Source organism: Psychrobacter sp. Arc29, from assembly GCF_041431175.1.
Taxonomy (GTDB): Bacteria; Pseudomonadota; Gammaproteobacteria; order Pseudomonadales; family Moraxellaceae; genus Psychrobacter.
Genome location: NZ_JASMRR010000002.1, coordinates 44,492 through 65,490 on the forward strand (window position 1 = coordinate 44,492; position 20,999 = coordinate 65,490).

Consider the following 20,999-nt stretch of genomic DNA (forward strand, 5'->3'; position numbering starts at 1 on the left):
CCTGTGTCTTGTCGTTATTATTTGACATCTTGTCTATTTGCCCATTTGCCTATCATTGTTCTACTACTAGTTAGTCTGCCATTAGCCAATCAGGTTTACGCTTTTGCAAAAACGCTTGTACACCCTCGCGGCCTTGCTTTGATGAGCGGATATCAGCAATACCTTTGACCGTGTCGGCAATCAGCTCATCTGTAATAGGTACACCAGCGACATCATGTAATAGCTGTTTGCAGGTTTTGACCGCGTCAGGGCTATTTTTGACGACCTTGTTACAGAACGCAGCCACTTCATCGGCCAGCCACTCTTCGCTAACACGCTCATGGATAAAACCAAGCTGACGTGCCTTTTTGGCATCAAATACTTCAGCACTTAAGAAATAACGCTGCGACGCTCTAGCACCTAGCGCTCGGATAACATAAGGACTGATAGTAGCAGGGGCTAAGCCCAAACGCACTTCGCTCAGACAAAAGTTTGCAATCTTAACGGCGATAGCCACATCACAAACAGCGACCAGACCCATGCCACCTGCATAAACATCGCCTTGAATAGCCGCGACTGTTGGCTTAGGACATTCATAAATAGTCTTAAGCATTTGCGCCAATTTATCAGCATCCGCTAAATTTTCTTCATAGCTATAATCCGCCATGGCACGCATCCAATTAAGGTCAGCACCGGCACAAAAGGCCTTGCCAGTAGCTGCTAGCACAATGACACGTACTTCATCATCAGCACCAAGCGTATTGAACGCATCGGTTAGCTCGGCTATCATTTCATCGTTAAAAGCATTACGTATCTCAGGACGATTTAACGTCACTGTTGCCACGTGCTGTTCCACTTTAACCAGTAGGCTTTTATAATTTTTATCACTTTCTTTTTGCATAACTTTCTCTATATTTTTTATGTAAATACTTAAATAAACTCTTGGTCAATCCATAATAATGTTAATACAAGGGAACTAAGTACAAAGACTAAGCGTAGATGTACAAACCGTACTTCAAATGAGGTTAACGCAGTAGTCGATTATTATGAGAACACCTTAGAACGCTTACATTCTAAAGACACCAAACTTTGTCTCTTCAATCGGCGCGTTATACGCAGCGCTTAATCCTAACGCCAATACATTACGGGTATCAGCAGGATCAATTACGCCGTCATCCCACATACGTGCGGTAGCATAATACGGATGACCTTGCTCTTCATACATTTCGCGAATCGGCGCTTTAAATGCCGCTTCGTCCTCATCACTCCACGCTTCGCCTTTGCGATCAAAGTTATCACGTTTGACCGTTGCCAATACTGACGCTGCTTGCTCACCGCCCATGACAGAGATACGGGCATTTGGCCACATCCATAAGAAACGCGGGCTATAAGCGCGGCCACACATACCATAGTTACCAGCGCCGAACGAGCCACCTACAATGACCGTGAATTTTGGCACTTTGGCATTAGCCACAGCCATTACCATTTTGGCGCCATGACGAGCGATACCTTCGTTTTCATATTTGCGGCCAACCATGAAGCCCGTAATGTTCTGTAGAAATACTAATGGGATTTTGCGTTTACAGCACAGCTCAATGAAGTGCGTGCCTTTTTGCGCTGATTCACTGAACAAGATACCGTTGTTAGCAATAATACCAACAGGCATCCCTTCGATATGGGCAAACCCGCACACTAGCGTCGTACCAAAGCGCGCTTTAAACTCATCAAAGGCACTGTCATCAACAATACGCGCGATGATTTCTCTGATATCAAATGGCTTGCGCTTGTCCGTTGGAATCACACCGTACAATTCTTTAGCATCATAACGTGGCGGACGTGGTGTGATTTGATTAGGAATGTTTTTTGTAGGACGATTGAGATGACTGACGATATTACGAGCGATTGATAACGCATGAGTGTCGTTTTGCGCTAAATGATCGACCACGCCTGACAGTCGGGTATGCACATCACCACCGCCCAAATCCTCTGCGGTAACCTCTTCACCTGTTGCTGCTTTTACTAGTGGCGGCCCACCCAAAAAGATGGTGCCTTGCTCTTTGACAATAATAGATTCATCGCTCATGGCAGGCACATACGCACCGCCAGCCGTACAGCTACCCATAACCACAGCAATCTGTGGTATGCCTGCCGCACTGAGATTGGCTTGATTAAAAAAGATACGCCCGAAATGTTCTTTATCCGGGAACACATCATCTTGATTCGGTAAGTTTGCACCACCTGAATCAACCAGATAAACGCACGGTAGATGATTTTCTTGCGCAATCTCTTGGGCACGTAGATGCTTTTTGACCGTCATTGGATAGTACGTGCCGCCTTTTACCGTGGCATCATTACAGACAATCATACATTCAATACCATTGATACGACCGATACCAGCAATCACGCCAGCCGCTGGAATCTCTTCGCCATACATATCATGTGCAGCCATCGGTGCCACTTCTAGGAACGGGGTGCCCACATCCAATAAACGCTCGACGCGCTCACGTGGTAACAGCTTACCACGCGCTAGATGCTTGGCTCGTGCGCGCTCTGAGCCACCTTGGGCAACTTTACGCAAGTGTACATACAGGTCATCGACTATCTCTTGCATCGCGGCACTGTTTTGCTGAAAATCGCTTGAGTTTGGACTCAGTTTACTGGTTATGATAGCGCTCATGATATCCCTTTTTTTCCTATACATAGATAGATACGTAGATGTGAGTAGCTTTTATATAAATGATACTAATTGCTATTTTTAAGCGTTGCTCACATGGTTAGTCTTTTGTTTTTTAGAGCAGATAAGTAAGCTTACTACAAACCCAACTCTTCTTTCATTTGCTCAATGATTTTATATTTTTGAATTTTGCCAGTGATGGTCATTGGATATTCAGTCACAAAGCGATAGTAAGTCGGCACTTTATAGTGAGCGATATGCTCACTACAGAACTCGCGTACTTCTTGTTCAGTTAAGCAACCAGGTTCTTTCGGAATAATCCATGCCGCGAGTACTTCACCATAACGCTCGTCGGGTATACCCACGATTTGTACATCACGAATCTTTGGATGGCGATAGAGATAATTTTCAATTTCTACTGGATAGATATTTTCGCCGCCACGAATCACCATATCTTTACTACGGCCGACGATTTTTACGTAGCCGTCTTCATCCATTGTGGCCAAGTCACCCGTATGCATCCAGCCATCTTGGATAGCCTCACGCGTTTTAAAGCGGCTGCCCCAATAGCCTTTCATCACGGAATAGCCTCGTGTAAGCAACTCACCCGTCTCACCCAGCGGGACAATCTCACCTGTTTCCGTATCAACGACTTTCACTTCAAGCGCAGGCTGTACCAGTCCTACCGTCGAGACCTGTTTATTAAGTGGCGTATGCTCATTGGTCTGGCAAGATACAGGACTGGTCTCTGTCATGCCATAGGCAATGGTGACTTCGCTCATATGCATCTTATCGATGACACGGCGCATAACCTCAATCGGACAGCTAGACCCAGCCATAATGCCCGTGCGCAGGGTCGATAAATCAAAATCTTCAAATTCAGGATGGTCAAGCTCTGCGATAAACATCGTGGGCACACCATGTAGACCTGTACACTTTTCTTCTTCGACTGCTTGCAATACGGTCAATGGCTCAAAGCCGTCGTTTGGATATACGATACAACCGCCATGCGTGAGAATCGCTAGATTACCAAGCACCATACCAAAGCAATGATACAAGGGTACTGGAATACACAGCCTATCCTCTTCAGTGAGATTCATGGCCTCACCGATGAAGTAGCCATTATTTAAGATATTGCGATGGCTTAAGGTAGCGCCTTTTGGCGTACCTGTCGTGCCACTGGTGAACTGTACATTGATAGCATCGGTGTTCTTAAGCTGAGCTTGACGCTCGGCAACACGCGGATCGTTGGCATCGCCCTCGCTCATCCATGCAGAGAATTTTTGCATAAAACCAAAGGTCTCGTCCGACTCTGGCTCATCAATCCAAATGATGCGTTCAATCGTTGGAATCTCGACCAAATCGAGCTGAGTGTAGTCTTTATGGTAAATCTCAGGACATAGCTCACGGATTAAACTGGCATAGTCACTGGTTTTGAAATGACGCATCAGTACGAGCGCTGAGCAGCCCAGTTTATTTAGGGCATATTGCAACTCAAAGGTGCGGTAGGCAGGATTGATATTAACGAGGATAACGCCGACTTTTGCCGTGGCCAATTGCATGAGCAACCACTCGGCATTGTTGTGCGACCATATACCGATACGATCGCCAATCTCTAGTCCCATCTCAATCATACTACTGGCTAGCTGGTTCACTTGCTGCTGTAGCTCACGATACGTCCAGCGGATATTTTGATGACGGACGACCAGTGCTTCGCGCTCAGGATATTTGGAGACAATAGCATCAAAAAAGTCACCGATTGTCGCTTCAATCAGCGGTACATCAGGACCTTTGTCATAGCTTTGAGTAAGTGGTGCATTGGCTGAGCGTGCGCCCATATTGATACTAGGAATATTGTTTAAAATAGCATCGAAGTCAACGCGAGTCGAATCGAAATCAGGAGTTTGAGTCATAACGAGTCCTTTCGTTTTACTTTTTATATTATTTATAAATAGCATTTATTAATAGCCTGCGTGCAAACCTTCTTCCTTGGGCAGGTCTTACATAACATTCAGCTACTATAACGCCATCAATGAAAGCCTGTCAACAATATCAATACAGTATGTATCATTTAATTAGATAGTCTGCCTTTCTACTTAGTAAAAGGTAGCATAGAATCATGGCAAATATTTGACACAAAAAAGCCAGCCACATCATAAGGAATGGGCTGGCTCAATCATCAATACTGTCTTTTCACAGAATTGTCTGGAAAAGAATCTAATAAAGGGCGTTACTTATAAATGACGTGCTTTTATTAGTTTTTCAAAAAACGGTATTGCAATCGTTATGCTTTAGGAACTGCAGGCGCTTTAATCGTTACTGTTGCGCTAACGGCTTCATTATCATCGATCAAATCCATGATTAGCTCATCATCGCTTTCCGTCTTCACTTGCCAATTACCAGCCGCGTTTGGCACACCCGTTACCATCACCGAAATGGCTTTGTTCTTTAGACGAATCATCGGTGGCTTATGATCATAACCGCTGTGCTCGTGCCCTAAGATATCATCAGCGATGGTCGCAGCCTGTGCGCGTAATGGCGCAACATAACGACAAGCAACCCCGTTGATAGACATACAGTCGCCGATGGCATAGATATTCGCTGCATTGGTACGCAACGTCGCTGCATCCACCACGATACCCGTACGGCGATCGAACTCCACACCAGCCGCAGCAGGTAATTGCTCATCGACTGTCAGACCTGTACTTGCAATCACATGATCTACAATCAGTGGTTCGAGCGGCTGAGTATCAGTATTATCTGCATCCGATGATAACGGGGCATAGGCTACTTGTAGCTTCTCGCCATCTTCGCTGTCATCGTTATTAACACGAGTGACAGCTGATACTTGATAACCACCTAAGAATTGAATACCCTGCGACTCGATCGCTTTGGCGATACGTGCGGTCGCTTTGGCTGGTAGCATCTGTGAAAGCGGTGCATCATTTAAATCAATAAGCGTTACTTTATGACCAGCTCTAAGTAGGTCTTCTGCGATTTCTGTACCCACCATACCAGCACCGACGATCGCAACATGTTGGCTACCTGTTGCTAGCTTTTCTTGTAGCTGACTAAAGCGCTCGATATGATTGACATGCCAGACCAGATCTTGCGGCAAACTTTTAGGGAAAATAGGATGCGCACCCATCGCCAGTACCAACTTACCATAGTTGATCGTCGCATAATCCGTGTGGGCGGGATCTGGTCTATTAGCAGAGATAAGCTGTAACTGCTGGGTAGCCGTATCAATGTCTGTAACCTGTGTGTCGGCGAGTAGCGTCACGCCTGCGGTTTTTGCCGCATCGCTACCAGATGCCCGCACCAAGTCTGATGCGCGTTTGTTTTGGCTGATCGCCATGGTCAGCATCGGCTTGTGATAACGGTCGCCACTATCGGAGGTAATCAAGGTGATCGGAATCTCTGCATCTTTTGCACGAATGGCATCAATCACATGCCAGCCTGCCAAGCCTGCGCCAATGATGACGACGCCACTTTTTGACGAGGTTGCCGATGCTACAGATAGGTTGTCTACGCTCATAGGAACTCCAATATGGTTTGTGAATTATTTTAATTATCAACAAGGATGGGAGCCATTGTATCAGTAAACAGGCATGCACTCACATACGTATCCAAACTGAAATTATAAATCCACTCTCATAAAAAAGCGTCTATTAATAGACGCTTTTTATTGATGGTTTCATCTGTGTTTCAAACACTAGTATAAATACGGAGAAAGTGATTAATGATTCAAAATTTTCGATAAGAACATCTGCGCACGATCACTTTTTGCGCCTTCAAAGAACTCATCTTTGCTACAGTTTTCGACGATATGCCCTTCATCCATAAAGATAATACGGTTGGCAACTTGACTGGCAAAGCCCATTTCGTGAGTCACACACATCATGGTCATGCCATCACGAGTCAGCTCGACCATGACATCGAGCACCTCTTGAATCATCTCAGGATCGAGCGCAGAGGTTGGCTCATCAAACAGCATTGCCACAGGATCCATAGCCAGTGCACGAGCAATCGCTACGCGCTGCTGCTGACCGCCTGATAGCTCCGCTGGATATTTCGCCGCTTGTACGGTCAGACCGACGCGGTCCAGATACGCCATCGCCTTTTGCTTGGCTTCACTCTCTTTGCGCCCCAATACTTTGATCTGTGCCACTGTCAAATTATCAATGATGGTCAAATGCGGAAACAATTCAAAATGCTGAAACACCATGCCGACACGGCTACGTAGCTTAGGCAGATTTGTTTTTGAATCACCGACAGAGATGCCATTGACCATGATCTCACCTTTTTGAAAAGGCTCAAGTCCATTGACTGTCTTGATCAACGTCGATTTACCACTACCTGAAGGGCCACAAACCACGACCACATCCCCTTTATGCACGTGCGCAGTACAGTCAGTTAGTACTTGAAAGTCTCCATACCATTTGCTGACATTGGACATTTGAATGACCATCTCATCAGTCGCATGACCATTGTTAGTAACCAGCCCACCAAAGGAATTTATGTATGTATCAGCATTGCTCATTACTGGCTCCTAACCACATTATTATCGATAACCGTCGTTTAAAAATTAAATCAAAATACCAAACCACAATTTTAACGCTCAAAATCCTAAGCGAGATATCTATTAAAACCGCAAGCGTTTTTGTAGTTGTTGCACACCAATCGATGCACTTAAGCTAATCACAAAGTAGACAGCGCCAGCACCTAAGATATAAGGTGTGAGTAATCCCATCAGCTCACCGCGGACATAGGCTGCGCGGAAAAAGTCGGTCAAACCAATAGCGAATACCAATGTCGTGTCTTGGAACAAGATGATACACTGCTGCAAAATCAGTGGTAGCATTTTGCGAAAGGCTTGCGGCAAGATGACCAGACGCATGGTCTGCCCATAAGTCATGCCCAGTGCTTTGGCAGCATTGACCTGCCCGCTACCAATCGATTGAATACCCGCACGCACCACTTCTGAAAAGTAAGCGGCCTCAAACATCATAAAGGCGACCACACAAGACGCAAAAGCGGCATTGATCTGAAGATACTTACCTGCGACCCAAAAATAAATCATCGGCACGGCAAAATAAAACCACAGTAGTACCAATAGCAGCGGTACTGAGCGGAAATAATTGACGTATAACTTTGAAGGTACTTCAAGCGCCTTGATACCAGATAAGCGCATCAACGCTAGTATCGTGCCTAAGCTGATACCACCAATAATTGCCAAAAACAGCACTTTTAAGGTGGTTATCATGCCGCCCATCAAACCAGGATAGGCTGTTGCCAATTCGGTCATATTCATTTCTGACCTCCCGCAATAAGCCCAGGTACACGCAATTTACGCTCAATGAGTCCCATAATAGCGATCAAAGATAAATTGAAAACCAAATAGACAATCGTCGCATAGGTATAGATCTCAATACTATTCTGCGTATATTCACTGATGGTTTTGGTTTGGCTAATCAGCTCCATTACCCCGACGAGCGATGCGACAGAGGCGTTTTTGAAACAGTTGGTCAGCTCCGAGCTGAGCGGCGGCAAGATAATACGAAAGGCTTGCGGTAGCAGCACTTCTTTGTAGACTTGCGGAATGCTAAAGCCCAGTGCGTAGGCGGCATTGGTCTGCCCATCAGGCAGCGACTCGATACCCGTCCGTACTTGCTCAACAATACGAGCAGCGGTAAATAAGCCAAGACCGATACTTGCCGATAGCATGGCTGAGGTATTCGGAGACAAGTCCTTATACCACCATTCTTGTATCGTGGGCGTCAGCCAGCCGGGTGCGATGTAAAACCAAAAGAACAATTGTACTAGCAGTGGAATATTGCGAAAGAATGTCACATAAGCCGTACCAATCGTACGAGCAGTCTTATTAGGTAAGGTGCGCATGATACCAAAGATGGTACCGACGACCATGGCGATGGCCCATGCGATACTGCCGATTAATAGCAGCCAGCCAAGACCTGTAATCATCCAATGGATATAAAGCTCGTTACCGATACCAGTTTGCTCAAAGAGCACACCCCAGTTCCAGCTATAATTCATGGTTGTCTCTCCGAGCAGCGATTCATAAGCCTATAGGTCAGACAGATAATATCTGACCTATAGGCAAGCCATATTGAGGGACAAAGAACTTATTGCGCCGTCGCCACTTTTGGCTGAGCACCGTCATGCGGATTGGCAATCAAATCTTTTAAGTTGTCAGACATCTCAAAGTTTAGATTGACGTTTTTCGGTGGGACTGGGTTCAAGAACCATTTGTCATAAATACTATTGATTTCGCCTGAGCTAAAGACATTATTTAATGCTTCATTGACGACGGCTTTGAATTCAGGATCGTCTTTACGCATCATACAGCCATAAATCTCAAACGATTGTGGCTCACCAACGATAACCCATTCATCAGGATTTTTTGCTTTGGCTTTTTCGCCCGCGAGCAACACATCATCCATCATAAAGGCATCAGCACGACCATTTTCTAACATCAAGAAGGCTTCGCCGTGATCTTTTGCTGAGATGATGTTCATATCCATTTTGTTGTCATCATTGTACTGACGGATATAACGCTCTGAGGTCGTACCTGCCGTGGTGACAAGAGTTTTACCTTTTAGATCTTCGAAATTTTGAATGCCAGAGTCTTTTTTGGTCAACAGACGCGTACCAATCTCAAAGAAACCGTTAGAGAAGGCAACCTGTTTTTGACGCTCTTCGTTGTTGGTGGTTGAGCCACACTCAAAATCTACCGTACCGTTTTGTACCAATGGGATACGCGTTTGTGAGGTAATCAAGTTGTAACGGACGTTGAGGTCTGGCATGTTTAGCTTTTGCTTCACTGCTTCGACGACTTTCATTTCTAAATCGTGTGCATAGCCGATAGGCTGATTAGGATCATCAGCAATATAAGAAAATGGAATAGAGGAGTCACGGTGACCGACGACGATGGTGCCTGAGTCTTTGATTTTTTGTAGCGTGCCGTTGGTATCCGTGGCAGCAGCTTCTGTCGTGGTGGCGTCATCTGCAGCTGGCGCTTCGGCTGTGGTCTGGCTACTGTTGTTACAGCCAGCTAAGCCCAATGCCATAAAGGCCGCCAAAGTCAACGGTTTAGAAAATAAGTGGGTCATGGAATACATCCTTTTATCACAAGCTTTTATCACAAGATTGAATGAGTGCTTTGAAGACACGAGTCTGATTGACCGACCTCATTGCCCCGCATCCGTACGGTTGTTGCTGTTGTTTGTCACAATGCAACTCAATGTTACTGTACAACAAATTTGTGTTAGATGGTAAGTTTTTTTTAAAGGAAATGATATTTTGGAATATATTTATTTTTTACCCAAAAACCGTTGGTTCCTGATTACTACATCACTATAGAAATAAACAGATAGCTGACTCATTCATACCTATATCTGTCCCTCATTGATACATGTAATCAAGAAAACATTGTGATCATAATATTGTGGTTGCTATGATTGATAAATCGGCCATAGTCCCCATAAAGCTAACAACTTCTTAATACTACAAATGACTTATGACACAAGATACTCAAGTCCCGAATACGGACAGCCAAACTGCTGGCACTCATAGCGACAACGACATACGCCAACGTTTTTTTATTGAAGACTCGCCCGTGCGCGGTGATGTGGTACGCCTATCACGCAGTTACGCCAGTACGATTGCGCAGAAGCCCTATCCTGAAGCCATCAAACGCTTATTGGGCGAGATGCTGACGGCAGCGAGTTTACTTATTAGTACCGTCAAAATTAACGGTCGCCTATCTATCCAGTTGCAATCATCAGACAGCGATAGCTTGCTGAATTGGGCGATGGCAGAATGTGACCAAGACGGCATTATCCGTGCGCTTGCTAGCTGGAAAGGCGAGACGGATGAGCAAGTACAAGCGTGGGATAATATGATCCATGCCAAAGAAGCCTTTGCTGAGCTGGGTGCGATCGGTCAAGGCGTATTGTTTATCAATATTCAGCCTGACGGCGGTGAGCCGTACCAAGGTATCGTTGAACGTAGCCATGACAATTTGGCAGACTGCTTAGCACATTATCAAAAGCAATCGGCGCAGATTCCTACGCTCATTAACTTGGCATCTGACGGTCTGCAAGCGGGTGGTATCTTGGTACAAATGCTACCGCGTACTGCTGAAGAAAACTTTGAGGTTGAGCAGAACCAAGATGCGGGTATCGACGATGATTTATGGACACGTCTGAGCGTGTTGACGCGTACGGTTAAGGCAGAAGAGCTGACGACGCTAGATGCTAACGAGATTCTGTATCGCTTGTATCATGAAGAAAACATCGTCGCCCCTGAGCCTGCGCCTCTAGCCTTTGGTTGCACCTGCTCACGCGAGAAGTGTGAGATGGCAATTGAGCAAATCGGCGAAGCAGAAGCGTTAGATATCGTCGAAGAGCAAGGCGGTACGTTTGAGATGGACTGCGGATTCTGCGGTGAAGTCTATAAATTCAACAAAGATGATGTAGCAGCAGTATTTGCTGATTAATTTTCTATCACTAAGCATCAGCCCTCATAAAAAAACCCTCAAGTGTAATGTTTGAGGGTTTTTTTGAAATTTTAAAAAGTATATGACTGCTTTTATGTGGATCTACCTTTAGTCTTGATGCCATTTTTTCATATAATCAATCGCCATTGTATTGATTGCCTGCCAGTCAGCTAAATGTTTTTTTGAAAACTGAACTCTTACATAGTTATTGTACTCAGGATACATGTACTCCATTTGGCACATTCTATCTTGGTCTTCATTAATTGTAGGCATACAGCGAATCGTAATCGGCGAGTCTGTATAAGTACTTCCTATATAGTATATAAAGGGATTATCGCCTGACCCGATATATGCCTCTAGTTCATAAGCATCTTTATCAAAATCTCTATTCTCTTCCTGCTTGATACTATCTATTCTAGTCGGTATATCAGCACCTTCAATTTTTGAGTTTTTAGCTGCCCAGTAAAACTCTATAATATTATTGTCATAATCAAAGACATTTGGGTTTTTATCATTATTATTGAGGCCTCGACCACTTGGCCAAAAGAAATAACCATGACCCATATCTGTCTCAAAACTGGCATAACTACCCGTATCTGGTCTGACAATATGGTTTAAGGGAATAACGTATTTGTCACCCTCTACATCTACTTTAATTTGAGCATTAGGGTCGTGTACATTTGGCTTTGCACAGCTAGTAACTATGAGTGCGCTGCCTAATAGCAAAGACAAATTTCTCAGTAGCACTTTCTGAAATGATAAAAACGTTATTGCGCAGTACACATGACGCAGATAATTCGAAATGATACCCACGGTTCTCTACACTGCCACAGCCAGACTTCTAGGGTAAGAATGTATGCGCGGACGTCCAGCATAGTCGCTTAAACCATTATCAAGCAGCCATTCAACGACTTGCTCACGCACTCGCCTGCTATGGATTAAGTTAAGATGATTGACGCCATAAAACACCGCTTTATGACCATCTGGCACAAACAATGCATGCTCGGCATCATCTTCACCTAGCGCTGATGCGACCGATACCAAGCTATCTCCTAGCAAATCCGTCATCTTAGATTCGTAATGCGTCTCGAGTAAAGCACTGGCGACAAAATAGGTTTTGATACCACTGGGCAAGCGCGCAGGATGACGGAAGTCTTGTGGTAATACGCTGCGTCCTTCTAAGGCTTTCCAGTCAGCATCACGAATACTGCCATGACGCAGATCAATAATACCCGCACTGCGCATATCACCAAGTTTGGCAAGCGAGCCTGCAAATGGCAACTTGGCGATGATGTCTTGTACATAATTACCGATACGCTCAAGCACTGCTCCATGATGCGGTGAACCTAGGGTGATGAGATTGCCCACGCGCTTTATCCAATCTAGGCGCTCTTGCTCACCATAAAACAGCGCACTACGCGCGACTAAGCCGCCCATGCTATGACCAACCAAATCTATCTGAGTAATATTTGGGTTATTATCGACCAAGTCCTGTAGCAGCTGAGAGAATTTACGACCGCTGCGAGAGATACGTCGACCTGTATTGTAATCTAAGTACAGAACGGTGGTGTCAGGCTGGCTGATATGAATCGCCTCGCCCAGATCATTGCCTTCTTGTGACTGCCAGCTTAAGTGACTCATGCATAAGCCATGGCACAAAATAGCAATCCGCCCTGATAGCCGCTCACTTTGAGGTTGGCCGTCTTTTGTGTATAACATCATCGGAATTGCGAGCGCATTTTGATTGTTGACCAGATGATCACCCATGACACCATTGATGACATTGACCAGCTTTTTTAGTGAGTCAGGTAGTGGCTGAGCTGTTTTTTGAACGATGAAGTTTTTGTATATTCGTAGTACAGAGGCCAGATTGTTACCGACCATCAGCATGATATGACGTATCGTGCCATAGATGCGCCCAGTAAAACCGCGCTGCCATTTATTGAGATGCTTATCATTGAACCGGCCTAAGGGACGCAAGATGACTTCACGGTGGATGGACTCTACAATCTCAGTAACTTCAACCACTCCCATGGTCGCAAGCTGCGCCAACCCTTCAAAAAAATCTGCCAAAGAGACAGGAGTTTTGGTCGTTTCCTCACTGTCTTCTGTGTCTGCCAATAATTTGACCAGCTCATCCATATCAATGGCTTCGAGTTGATCTATCTGCTCGTACAAATCACCATGCCGTGGCACACTATCAGCTGAGACAAAATGCGCATCAAGCTCATGGCGATTACGCGTATAACTGCTATCATTCTGAGCGCTACTGTCACTAACACGGTTGTTATAAAACAAATTTTGACTGCTCATAGTATTGGCACGTTTAGCGAAAAGGGGGTTTTTCTATACTATCCTTTAACTGTCGCAAATAGAAGCGAATGATTTAGTTTTAGCGTTCGTTTGTGACCAAAAGAGACGTATGGATGATAAACGGTATCTCTATTATTGTTAAAGTATCAACTAATACATGCATCAAAAGAAAAAATCCCAAGCCGGAACTTGGGATTTTTAGTAAATATGCCTTTCTACTATTTTTACTTTCTACTGATTCGTCATCTAGCGCTTACCGAGCTATGCCGGGCTGGCTGCCGACTCAAATGATTCCGCCAATATGACATCGCCGTCTTCTTTGGTAATCATGACCGTTGCTGAGCGCGGAGTACTACCGCCAGCGACCGCACCCCATGTATTACCTGGATGCTGAATATTGATAAACAGTGTTTTGAAATCTGGTGCCATGGTAATGCCGGTGACTTCGCAGCCTTCAGGGCCGACAAAGAAGCGTTTAATGTTGTCGTTACTAGCCGGCATGCCAATGCGCGTTTGCTGTCCGGCTGATGTGGTGATGGTAGTACCGTCGCTGACTTTGCCCGGTAATGCCGCAAGCAGCATACAGCTGGTAGTATCGGTATACGCACCGTCATCCGTCTGAATCCATAACACACCACGTGGATCAAAATACAAACCATCAGGAGAAGACAGATCATTGCTAGCACTTAACTGCGATAGATTCTCTGCGGACAAGTTACTTGGTGCACCAAACAGATAGATATCCCACTCAAAACTGGTTGCGGCATGATCGCCGCCCGTCTCTGCCCAGCGAATGATATGACCGTTGTCATTGCCGCTTTCTTTACCATTGACTTGATAGCTACGCGGGTTAGCAGCTGATAAAGGTTGGTCATCACGTACACCGCGATATTTATTGTTGGTCAATGTCACATAGACATCGCCCGTCATAGGACTGACCGATACCCATTCTGGTCGATCCATCTTGGTGGCGCCAGCGGCATCGCCAGCAGCGCGAGCATAGACCAACACTTCATCTTGGCTATTAAATGGTAACGCACTATTGAACGCATCTAGTCCATTTTGACCTTGAACAAGTGCTTTCCACTCACCGCTGCCATCTTCATTAAATATGGCAACATATAGCGTGCCATCATTCAGATATTTGTCACCAGCTTTGAGACCGCCACCGATATCCGCATTCGACCACATCGCTTTGGAGACAAACTTATAAATATACTCGCCTCGGGCGTCATCACCCATATAAAATACCACCGGTTTGCCTTGCTTAACGGGTGCATAGGCACAGTTTTCATGGGCAAATCGACCCATGGCGGTACGTTTTTGCGGTGTAGCGTTTTGGTCAAACGGGTCAATCTCAGTGATATAGCCAAAGGTATTGAAGCCATTACGATAATCATCAGCAGCACTAGTACCAACAGCAGTCATATCCCAACGTGAAAACTCGTCTGTGATGATGGCATCTTTGGCATCAGGCGTGTGCCATAGATATCTAGAGCCTGGAGAGTTCTCTGGTGCGCCGTAACGCTCGCGACCATAGTTATCACTGGCGCTTAACTGGCTGGCATCTTGCCCGCGCGCAAACACACCCAAGAAGTTCTCTTCTGTGGTCAGGTAGGTACCCCAAGGTGACAAGCCTGCACCGCAGTTATTATTAATGCCGCGCGTCTGAAAACCTGTCGGGTCAAACTTGGTTTTGACCAAATCAGAACCTGCCACAGGGCCTGCTAACTGTGCGGTCGTACTACTAGTGATACGTCGATTGTATTTGGAGTTTGGCACCATCTCATAGCCCATGCCATTTGCGCGGCGCTTCATCTCAACCACTGCCACGCCATGGCAGTTGACTTCACGGCGTATATCGCTGGCCAGGCGGCGGCGTTGAAATAAAGGCGCAGCATCTTTATCTTCGATGACATAATAGCCAAACGGGCTTAGCTCCTCACTATTCACGTATTCGTGATTCATAACCAGTAGGCCATTCTCTGAGGCTTTGGCATTGTATGCATTGCTTTTTTTGCCAAAGAACCACATACCATCATGGTTATCGCCCATGCGCCATTCAAACGACTCGGCTGAATTTTCACGATTGTCCTTCCAATCTGAAAGGCCAGGCATCAGCGGCGTGCCAAGCGGCAATATCATCTCTGCCTTGTAACCTTCTGCCACTGTCATCGTCTCAGCAGTTGAGTGCGCTACGGCCTTAAATTTTAAGGTTTCAGGACGCTTCAAATCGCCCTGTGCCGGAATAGCAGCATCATCGCCATTTTCGACGATAGGACTGCTGATATTGTCATCATCATCACTACAACCAACCAAAGGTAGCGCGCCAAAAAACGCTGCTGCCGTCAATCCTGTGCCACCTTTTAGAATACTACGGCGATTCAGACGGCGATTAATAACCGTCTGAAAATCAGTATTATTAGTAGGATTTGAATCTTCAACGATTTCGTGAGCGAGCTCTAGTTCTTTATTCAATAATGTCATTATCAGTCACCTTGCTATTGGGCTAGATTGGCGGAGAGTGGGTCGCGGCGTCACATTACAACCACAAAAATACGAATTCCGCTTAAGTCTACTGACTCTTTATGACAGCACGCTGAACGATAGATGACAAACTCATGACAAATAACTGTACAAACAATTATTGAGAGATATAAGGATTAAAAATTTTGAAAAAATATACAAAATCTAAAGAATAAAAGCCCCAAGCAATGGCTCAGGGCTTCTTAATATTTACGACGATTAGTACTGGTTCATTTAGCAAGCTTACTGCACTTGTGTTACCCATTTGTGAGCACCCAATGTTAGTTTGAGCTTATCGCCTGCTTGTAGTACACCCACGCCGCTTGGTGTGCCAGTCATGATCACATCACCTGCCTGTAGGCTAAAAGCATGGCTGATGTTGACCAGCAGCTCATAGACAGGGAACAGCATCAAAGCGCTATCACCGTCTTGCGCCAACTTATCATTGATGGTGAGCTGATAATGTACGTTCTGAAGATTGCCAAACGCTTGCGGGTCGATCCAGTCAGCAAGTACGCATGCACCATCAAAACACTTAGCACGCTCCCATGGATGACCTTTTTCTTTAAGAGTGCTCTGCAAATCACGCAAGGTCAAATCCAGCCCCAACGTCACCCCGCCAATCGCCTGCTGTGCCTCTTCAATCGTTGCCATCGACAGGTCAGCTGACAGCTGAATACATAGTTCGGCCTCGTAATGCGTCTCGCCAAACACCTCTGGATTGGGGCGCACCACATCACTACGAATAGAGACCACTGAAGACGCTGGCTTCATAAACAGTATGGGCGATGACGGCACTTCATTGCCAAGCTCTTCAGCATGCGCCGCATAGTTACGACCCACACAGACGACTTTACCCATAGAAGCACGTAAGCGCTCATTGTGGTTATCAATGCTTTGTTCTTCATTGACACCAGCGGCAATGGCATTTGCTAATGACACATGTGGCGATTGGCTCATACTAGACTCTCCCTATAAATGATAAATATTTTTCAGCAATCCCTACTATATTGTCTACTGTCACCTTTATTGTCATCTTGGCGACCATTCATGACTAGCAACTCACTACGGAATTGTATTGGTCACAACATCTGGTGGCACATAGCTGGCATGTCGGTTCATGCGTCTTTCAAACATTCTAAAGCTAAATAAGATAACCCATGACAGCAATAGATAAACGATACCAGCAGCAAAGAACAGCTCCATCAAGGTATAGGTACGCGCACTAATCGTACGAGCAACACCAGTGATATCCATCAATGCAATGGTCGAAGCGAGCGCACTGCCCTTTAGCATAAAGATCACTTCGTTGCTGTAGGCGGGTATCACGATACCAAACGCACGCGGCAAGGTCACGCGTGTTAGCTTCTGCCATTTTGACATGCCAAGCGCATCAGCCGCCTCAAGCTCACCAACTGGGATGTTTTGAATCGCACCGCGTATAATCTCTGCCAAATACGCACTAGTATTAAGCGTAAAGGCGATAATGGCGCACCAGTATGCTTGACTGAGCACAGGCTCCCATAAGAACGAATCACGTACCGCTTCAAACTGACCCAAACCGTAGTAAATCAGGAATATCTGCACCAGCAGCGGCGTACCGCGAAAAAAGAAGATATAGAGAAACGGGAGTATCTGTACCAACCAATTCTTAGACAGCCGTAATAGCGCTAAGATCAAACCAAAAAACAACCCGATAACACATGAGATGACCACCAGCTGTACGGTCAATACCGCGCCACCTAGTAAGTCAGGGATATGGTCAAAAATGACCTGCCAATTCCAATCCATAGTCTCTCTCCTCTATCCTATGGTCGATTGACGATGAGTCGACTGACGGCTTATCTTTTTGGCATAGCGTGCCGCTGGATTAGCACGCCATTCAAGCCACATCATAAAGCCAGTAATCAACATGGTCAGACCCAAATAAATAATCGCGGCTGCCATATAAAAGGTAAACGGCTGCTGTGTTGACTGTGCCGCACGCGACGACTGATACATAATATCTTTGAGACCCACGACCGACACCAGCGCGGTATCTTTGAGCAATACCAAAAACAAATTACCCAGACCAGGTAGTGCAATCTGCCATACTTGCGGCAAGGTTATGCGATAAAAGGTCTGAAAAGGACGCATACCAATCGCTTGCGACGCTTCTCGTTGCCCTATCGGAATCTCTTGAATCGACATGCGAAAAATCTCAGTCGCATACGCCCCAAAAGCGATAGACAGTGCCATGACACCGCCCCAAAAAGCGCTAATTTCGACATAGTCGTTGTAGCCGAACTTTTTGAGGATGCTCATCAATAAGATCGAGCCGCCATAATAAATGAATAGCACCAATAGCAGCTCAGGAATACCGCGCATCGTCGCAGTATAGACAGTCGCAAGCTTACGCAGCAACCAGATATTGGACATCTTTGCGGTTGCGCCAAGCAAGCCTAAGGCCAGACCAATAATTAAACTGGTCATGGCAAGCTGTATAGTGACGGTAGCGCCGCTTAATAAAAGCGCGCCAAATCCTTGTAAGTCAAACACGATTATCCACTCAGTCTCTTTATATTAGCAATTTGCAAAATATGAGTTAAAAGAATCAGCATCAATAGCTGAACGCGGCTATGTACCGTACCGTATTTTATACCAAATCAATAAGGATGGTCGGCGCCAAAAAATGACGTCAAAGGAATACGGTTGGCGCTGCGATAATTGACACAGTAGAAATGAGCGCTGATTTTATCATATTCGCTCGCTGTGATGTTAATCCTGACACGTAAAAGCTGTGTCTAAGCCGTACTTAAACAGACACTTAGGCAAATACGCTTGAAACGAACTGACTAAATTTGAGTAAAGCGAATGGCGAATAACGATGACTATGCCATGACCATACGATACATTTATGGAATAATAAAAAAGGACATCACCATGATGGCAATATCCTTTTATCAATCAAAACAATATTTTTGACTGTTATCTTTAACTACTGTTAGCTATTAACTAGCGTTTTCTGTCGCTGGTTGCTCGCTAATATCTGCATCTGTATCTTCGCCTTTATTTGCGTCCTCGTCAACTGTACTCGTTGCAGATGCTGGCACCGCAAAGTACTTTTGATTGATTTTATCGTAAGTACCATTGGCTTTAATATTGGCTAAAGATTGATTGATCTTTGCTTGTAGCGGGTCGCCTGGGCGTACTGCTATTGCAAAGTTATCATTGATATCAATCTCTTCACCTTTTAGTGCATATTTGCTACCAGCAGGAGAGCTCAGCCACTCTATCGCAGGCAACTTATCAGAGATCATTGCATCGACGCGGTTTGACCCTAGATCTAAAAATGCATTGCTCAACGTATCATAAAGCTTCATGTCGGCTTTTGGATACTTGTCTTCGAACCACTGTGATGAGATGGTAGAGCGCTGCGCGGCAATCGAATGAGCGTCGATGTCGCTTTGGTTACTAGGGTCAAAACTGCTGTCTTTTTTGGCCAAAAAAACCAAGGTATTGATAAAGTATGGATCAGTGAAGCTAACCTGCTCTGCACGCTCCGGAGTCACGGACATTGCTGCCACGATTGCATCATACTTACCGGCTTTTAGACCAGGAATAATGCCGTCCCAATCTTGCGCCATAATCTCACAAGTCACCTGCATATCAGCACAGAGTGCATTTGCTATCTCAACGTCAAAACCACCCAGTGTCCCATCCGCATTGGTATAGTTAAAAGGTGCATATGCCCCTTCCGTACCGATACGCAGTACGTCATTCTTTGCTACCGTTGTTTCGGTCGCATCAGAATTGGTATCGGCCGCACCCTCTTGGCTATTGCTACAGCCAGCGACGGTAAAAATAGTCGCCAGTGCGAGCAATGGCACAGATAGACGGCTGCTCGTCATAGCGCTAATAATAGATTTGCCAGTCGTAGCACAGGCTGGAACACAGTGATTGCTCATGATCATCCTTGGGTTTTCTTGGGTAAACAACACTTTTGAAAATGACGGTCTATGCAGAAGACGTCGTCTTAGTTCGTTGCCGCTTCAGCTGGTGCCTCTTCTTCAACGACTATGACTTCATCGACACCATCAGTGACGACTGCTTTTTGTGCCGCCGCAGTCGAGCTGGTACCAAAGTAACTGCCAGTGATTTGATCATAAGTACCGTTGTCTTTTAGCTCAGCCAATGCCGCATTGAATTTGGCAACCAATGGATCGCCTTTACGGAATGCAATACCCATTGCATCATCGTCGCTGCTGATTTCTTGACCTTTAATCTCGTAGCCGCTGCCTGCTTCTGTTTTTAGCCAATCAGTGCCAGTGACTTTATCAGACATCATGCCGCGCACACGACCTGAGGTTAGATCTAGATAGGCATTGTCTTGAGTGTCATATAGCTTGATATCAGCATCCGCGTGCTCGTCCTGTAGATACTGTGAGGCCACGGTAGAACGCTGTGAAGCGATTGGCTGACCTTTTAGCGAATCGACACTTAAATCATCGCCTTTTTTACCAATGAGGATGATACCACTATGGAAGTAAGGGTCACTGAAGTCGACCACTTCTTTACGCTCAGGCGTGATGGACATACCAGCGATGGCTGCATCAAATTTCTGTGCATTCAGCCCTGGAATTAGACCATCCCAATCTTGCGAGATGACTTCACACTCAGCTTTCATTTGTGCGCATAATGCGTCAACTAGCTCAATCTCGTAGCCGATCAGTTTGCCATCAGCATCGGTATAACTAAATGGCTTATAGCTTGATTCTGTCGCGATTTTGATGTTCATAGGTGCTTCAGTGGCGGTGTCGGCTTCAGCATTCTCTGCTGGTGCTGAGCTGTTGTTACAACCTGCCAGCATTAGCATCGCTGCGCTGAGCGGTGCCAGCCACAATGCTTTTTTGTTCATTGATGAGGTCATTAGTGATGTCATTGAAATTGTCATACCTATTATTCCTTAATGTATTTACCAGCCATATCGTTAACCACTACTTACTG

At 45.5% G+C, this 20,999-nt stretch carries 17 protein-coding genes; 1 reads left to right on the forward strand and 16 read right to left on the reverse strand.

What is annotated here, in order from left to right; genetic code table 11:
* Positions 1-70: 70 nt before the first annotated feature.
* The 8 genes from QO189_RS03145 to QO189_RS03180 form a co-directional block, all read right to left on the reverse strand.
* Positions 71-880: an enoyl-CoA hydratase/isomerase family protein gene (locus QO189_RS03145; protein WP_371531493.1), complete on the reverse strand. Its 810-nt coding sequence runs from the start codon at positions 878-880 to the stop codon at positions 71-73.
* A 165-nt stretch (positions 881-1,045) separates the two neighbouring features.
* Positions 1,046-2,656: a carboxyl transferase domain-containing protein gene (locus QO189_RS03150; RefSeq protein WP_371531494.1), complete on the reverse strand. Its 1,611-nt coding sequence runs from the start codon at positions 2,654-2,656 to the stop codon at positions 1,046-1,048.
* Between the two features lie 134 nt (positions 2,657-2,790).
* Entirely contained in the window at positions 2,791-4,566 is a 1,776-nt protein-coding gene (locus tag QO189_RS03155; protein WP_371531495.1) for an AMP-binding protein, read from the reverse strand.
* Between the two features lie 371 nt (positions 4,567-4,937).
* Positions 4,938-6,191, reverse strand: a complete 1,254-nt coding sequence (locus QO189_RS03160) for an FAD-dependent oxidoreductase (RefSeq protein ID WP_371531496.1) — start codon at positions 6,189-6,191, stop codon at positions 4,938-4,940.
* Positions 6,192-6,392: 201 nt separating this feature from the next.
* Positions 6,393-7,124 (reverse strand): amino acid ABC transporter ATP-binding protein, encoded by a 732-nt coding sequence (locus tag QO189_RS03165; RefSeq protein ID WP_371531782.1) that lies wholly within the window; start codon positions 7,122-7,124, stop codon positions 6,393-6,395.
* Between the two features lie 174 nt (positions 7,125-7,298).
* Entirely contained in the window at positions 7,299-7,967 is a 669-nt protein-coding gene (locus QO189_RS03170) for an ABC transporter permease subunit (protein WP_201598870.1), read from the reverse strand.
* Positions 7,964-8,710, reverse strand: coding sequence for an amino acid ABC transporter permease (locus QO189_RS03175; protein WP_201598872.1), 747 nt, complete (start codon positions 8,708-8,710; stop codon positions 7,964-7,966). Before QO189_RS03175 ends, QO189_RS03170 begins: the two co-directional genes overlap by 4 nt.
* A gap of 89 nt (positions 8,711-8,799) precedes the next feature.
* Complete coding sequence (locus QO189_RS03180) at positions 8,800-9,786, reverse strand: glutamate/aspartate ABC transporter substrate-binding protein (protein ID WP_371531497.1); 987 nt, start codon at positions 9,784-9,786, stop codon at positions 8,800-8,802.
* Positions 9,787-10,193: 407 nt separating this feature from the next.
* Between QO189_RS03180 and QO189_RS03185 the strand changes: the two genes are divergently transcribed.
* The gene (locus QO189_RS03185) at positions 10,194-11,174 is read left to right on the forward strand and encodes an Hsp33 family molecular chaperone HslO (protein ID WP_371531498.1); all 981 of its coding nucleotides are present in this window, start codon (positions 10,194-10,196) and stop codon (positions 11,172-11,174) included.
* 108 nt (positions 11,175-11,282) lie between these two features.
* Here the strand turns inward: QO189_RS03185 and QO189_RS03190 are convergent, their stop codons facing one another.
* From QO189_RS03190 to QO189_RS03225, 8 genes are all read right to left on the reverse strand, one after another.
* The gene (locus tag QO189_RS03190; RefSeq protein WP_371531499.1) at positions 11,283-11,906 is read right to left on the reverse strand and encodes a hypothetical protein; all 624 of its coding nucleotides are present in this window, start codon (positions 11,904-11,906) and stop codon (positions 11,283-11,285) included.
* Positions 11,907-11,993: 87 nt separating this feature from the next.
* Positions 11,994-13,487 carry an esterase/lipase family protein gene (locus QO189_RS03195; RefSeq protein WP_371531500.1) on the reverse strand — a complete coding sequence of 498 codons (1,494 nt, stop codon included), beginning with the start codon at positions 13,485-13,487 and terminating at the stop codon, positions 11,994-11,996.
* A 261-nt stretch (positions 13,488-13,748) separates the two neighbouring features.
* On the reverse strand, positions 13,749-15,974 hold the full coding sequence (locus QO189_RS03200) for a PhoX family phosphatase (RefSeq protein WP_371531501.1): 2,226 nt from the start codon (positions 15,972-15,974) through the stop codon (positions 13,749-13,751).
* 282 nt (positions 15,975-16,256) lie between these two features.
* The gene (locus tag QO189_RS03205) at positions 16,257-16,874 is read right to left on the reverse strand and encodes a fumarylacetoacetate hydrolase family protein (RefSeq protein WP_371531783.1); all 618 of its coding nucleotides are present in this window, start codon (positions 16,872-16,874) and stop codon (positions 16,257-16,259) included.
* A gap of 204 nt (positions 16,875-17,078) precedes the next feature.
* Positions 17,079-17,804 carry an ABC transporter permease gene (locus QO189_RS03210; protein WP_371531502.1) on the reverse strand — a complete coding sequence of 242 codons (726 nt, stop codon included), beginning with the start codon at positions 17,802-17,804 and terminating at the stop codon, positions 17,079-17,081.
* Positions 17,805-17,816: 12 nt separating this feature from the next.
* Positions 17,817-18,551: an ABC transporter permease gene (locus tag QO189_RS03215; RefSeq protein WP_201598887.1), complete on the reverse strand. Its 735-nt coding sequence runs from the start codon at positions 18,549-18,551 to the stop codon at positions 17,817-17,819.
* A 452-nt stretch (positions 18,552-19,003) separates the two neighbouring features.
* Complete coding sequence (locus QO189_RS03220) at positions 19,004-19,960, reverse strand: ABC transporter substrate-binding protein (RefSeq protein ID WP_371531503.1); 957 nt, start codon at positions 19,958-19,960, stop codon at positions 19,004-19,006.
* Between the two features lie 68 nt (positions 19,961-20,028).
* Complete coding sequence (locus QO189_RS03225) at positions 20,029-20,934, reverse strand: transporter substrate-binding domain-containing protein (RefSeq protein ID WP_371531784.1); 906 nt, start codon at positions 20,932-20,934, stop codon at positions 20,029-20,031.
* Positions 20,935-20,999: the final 65 nt, after the last annotated feature.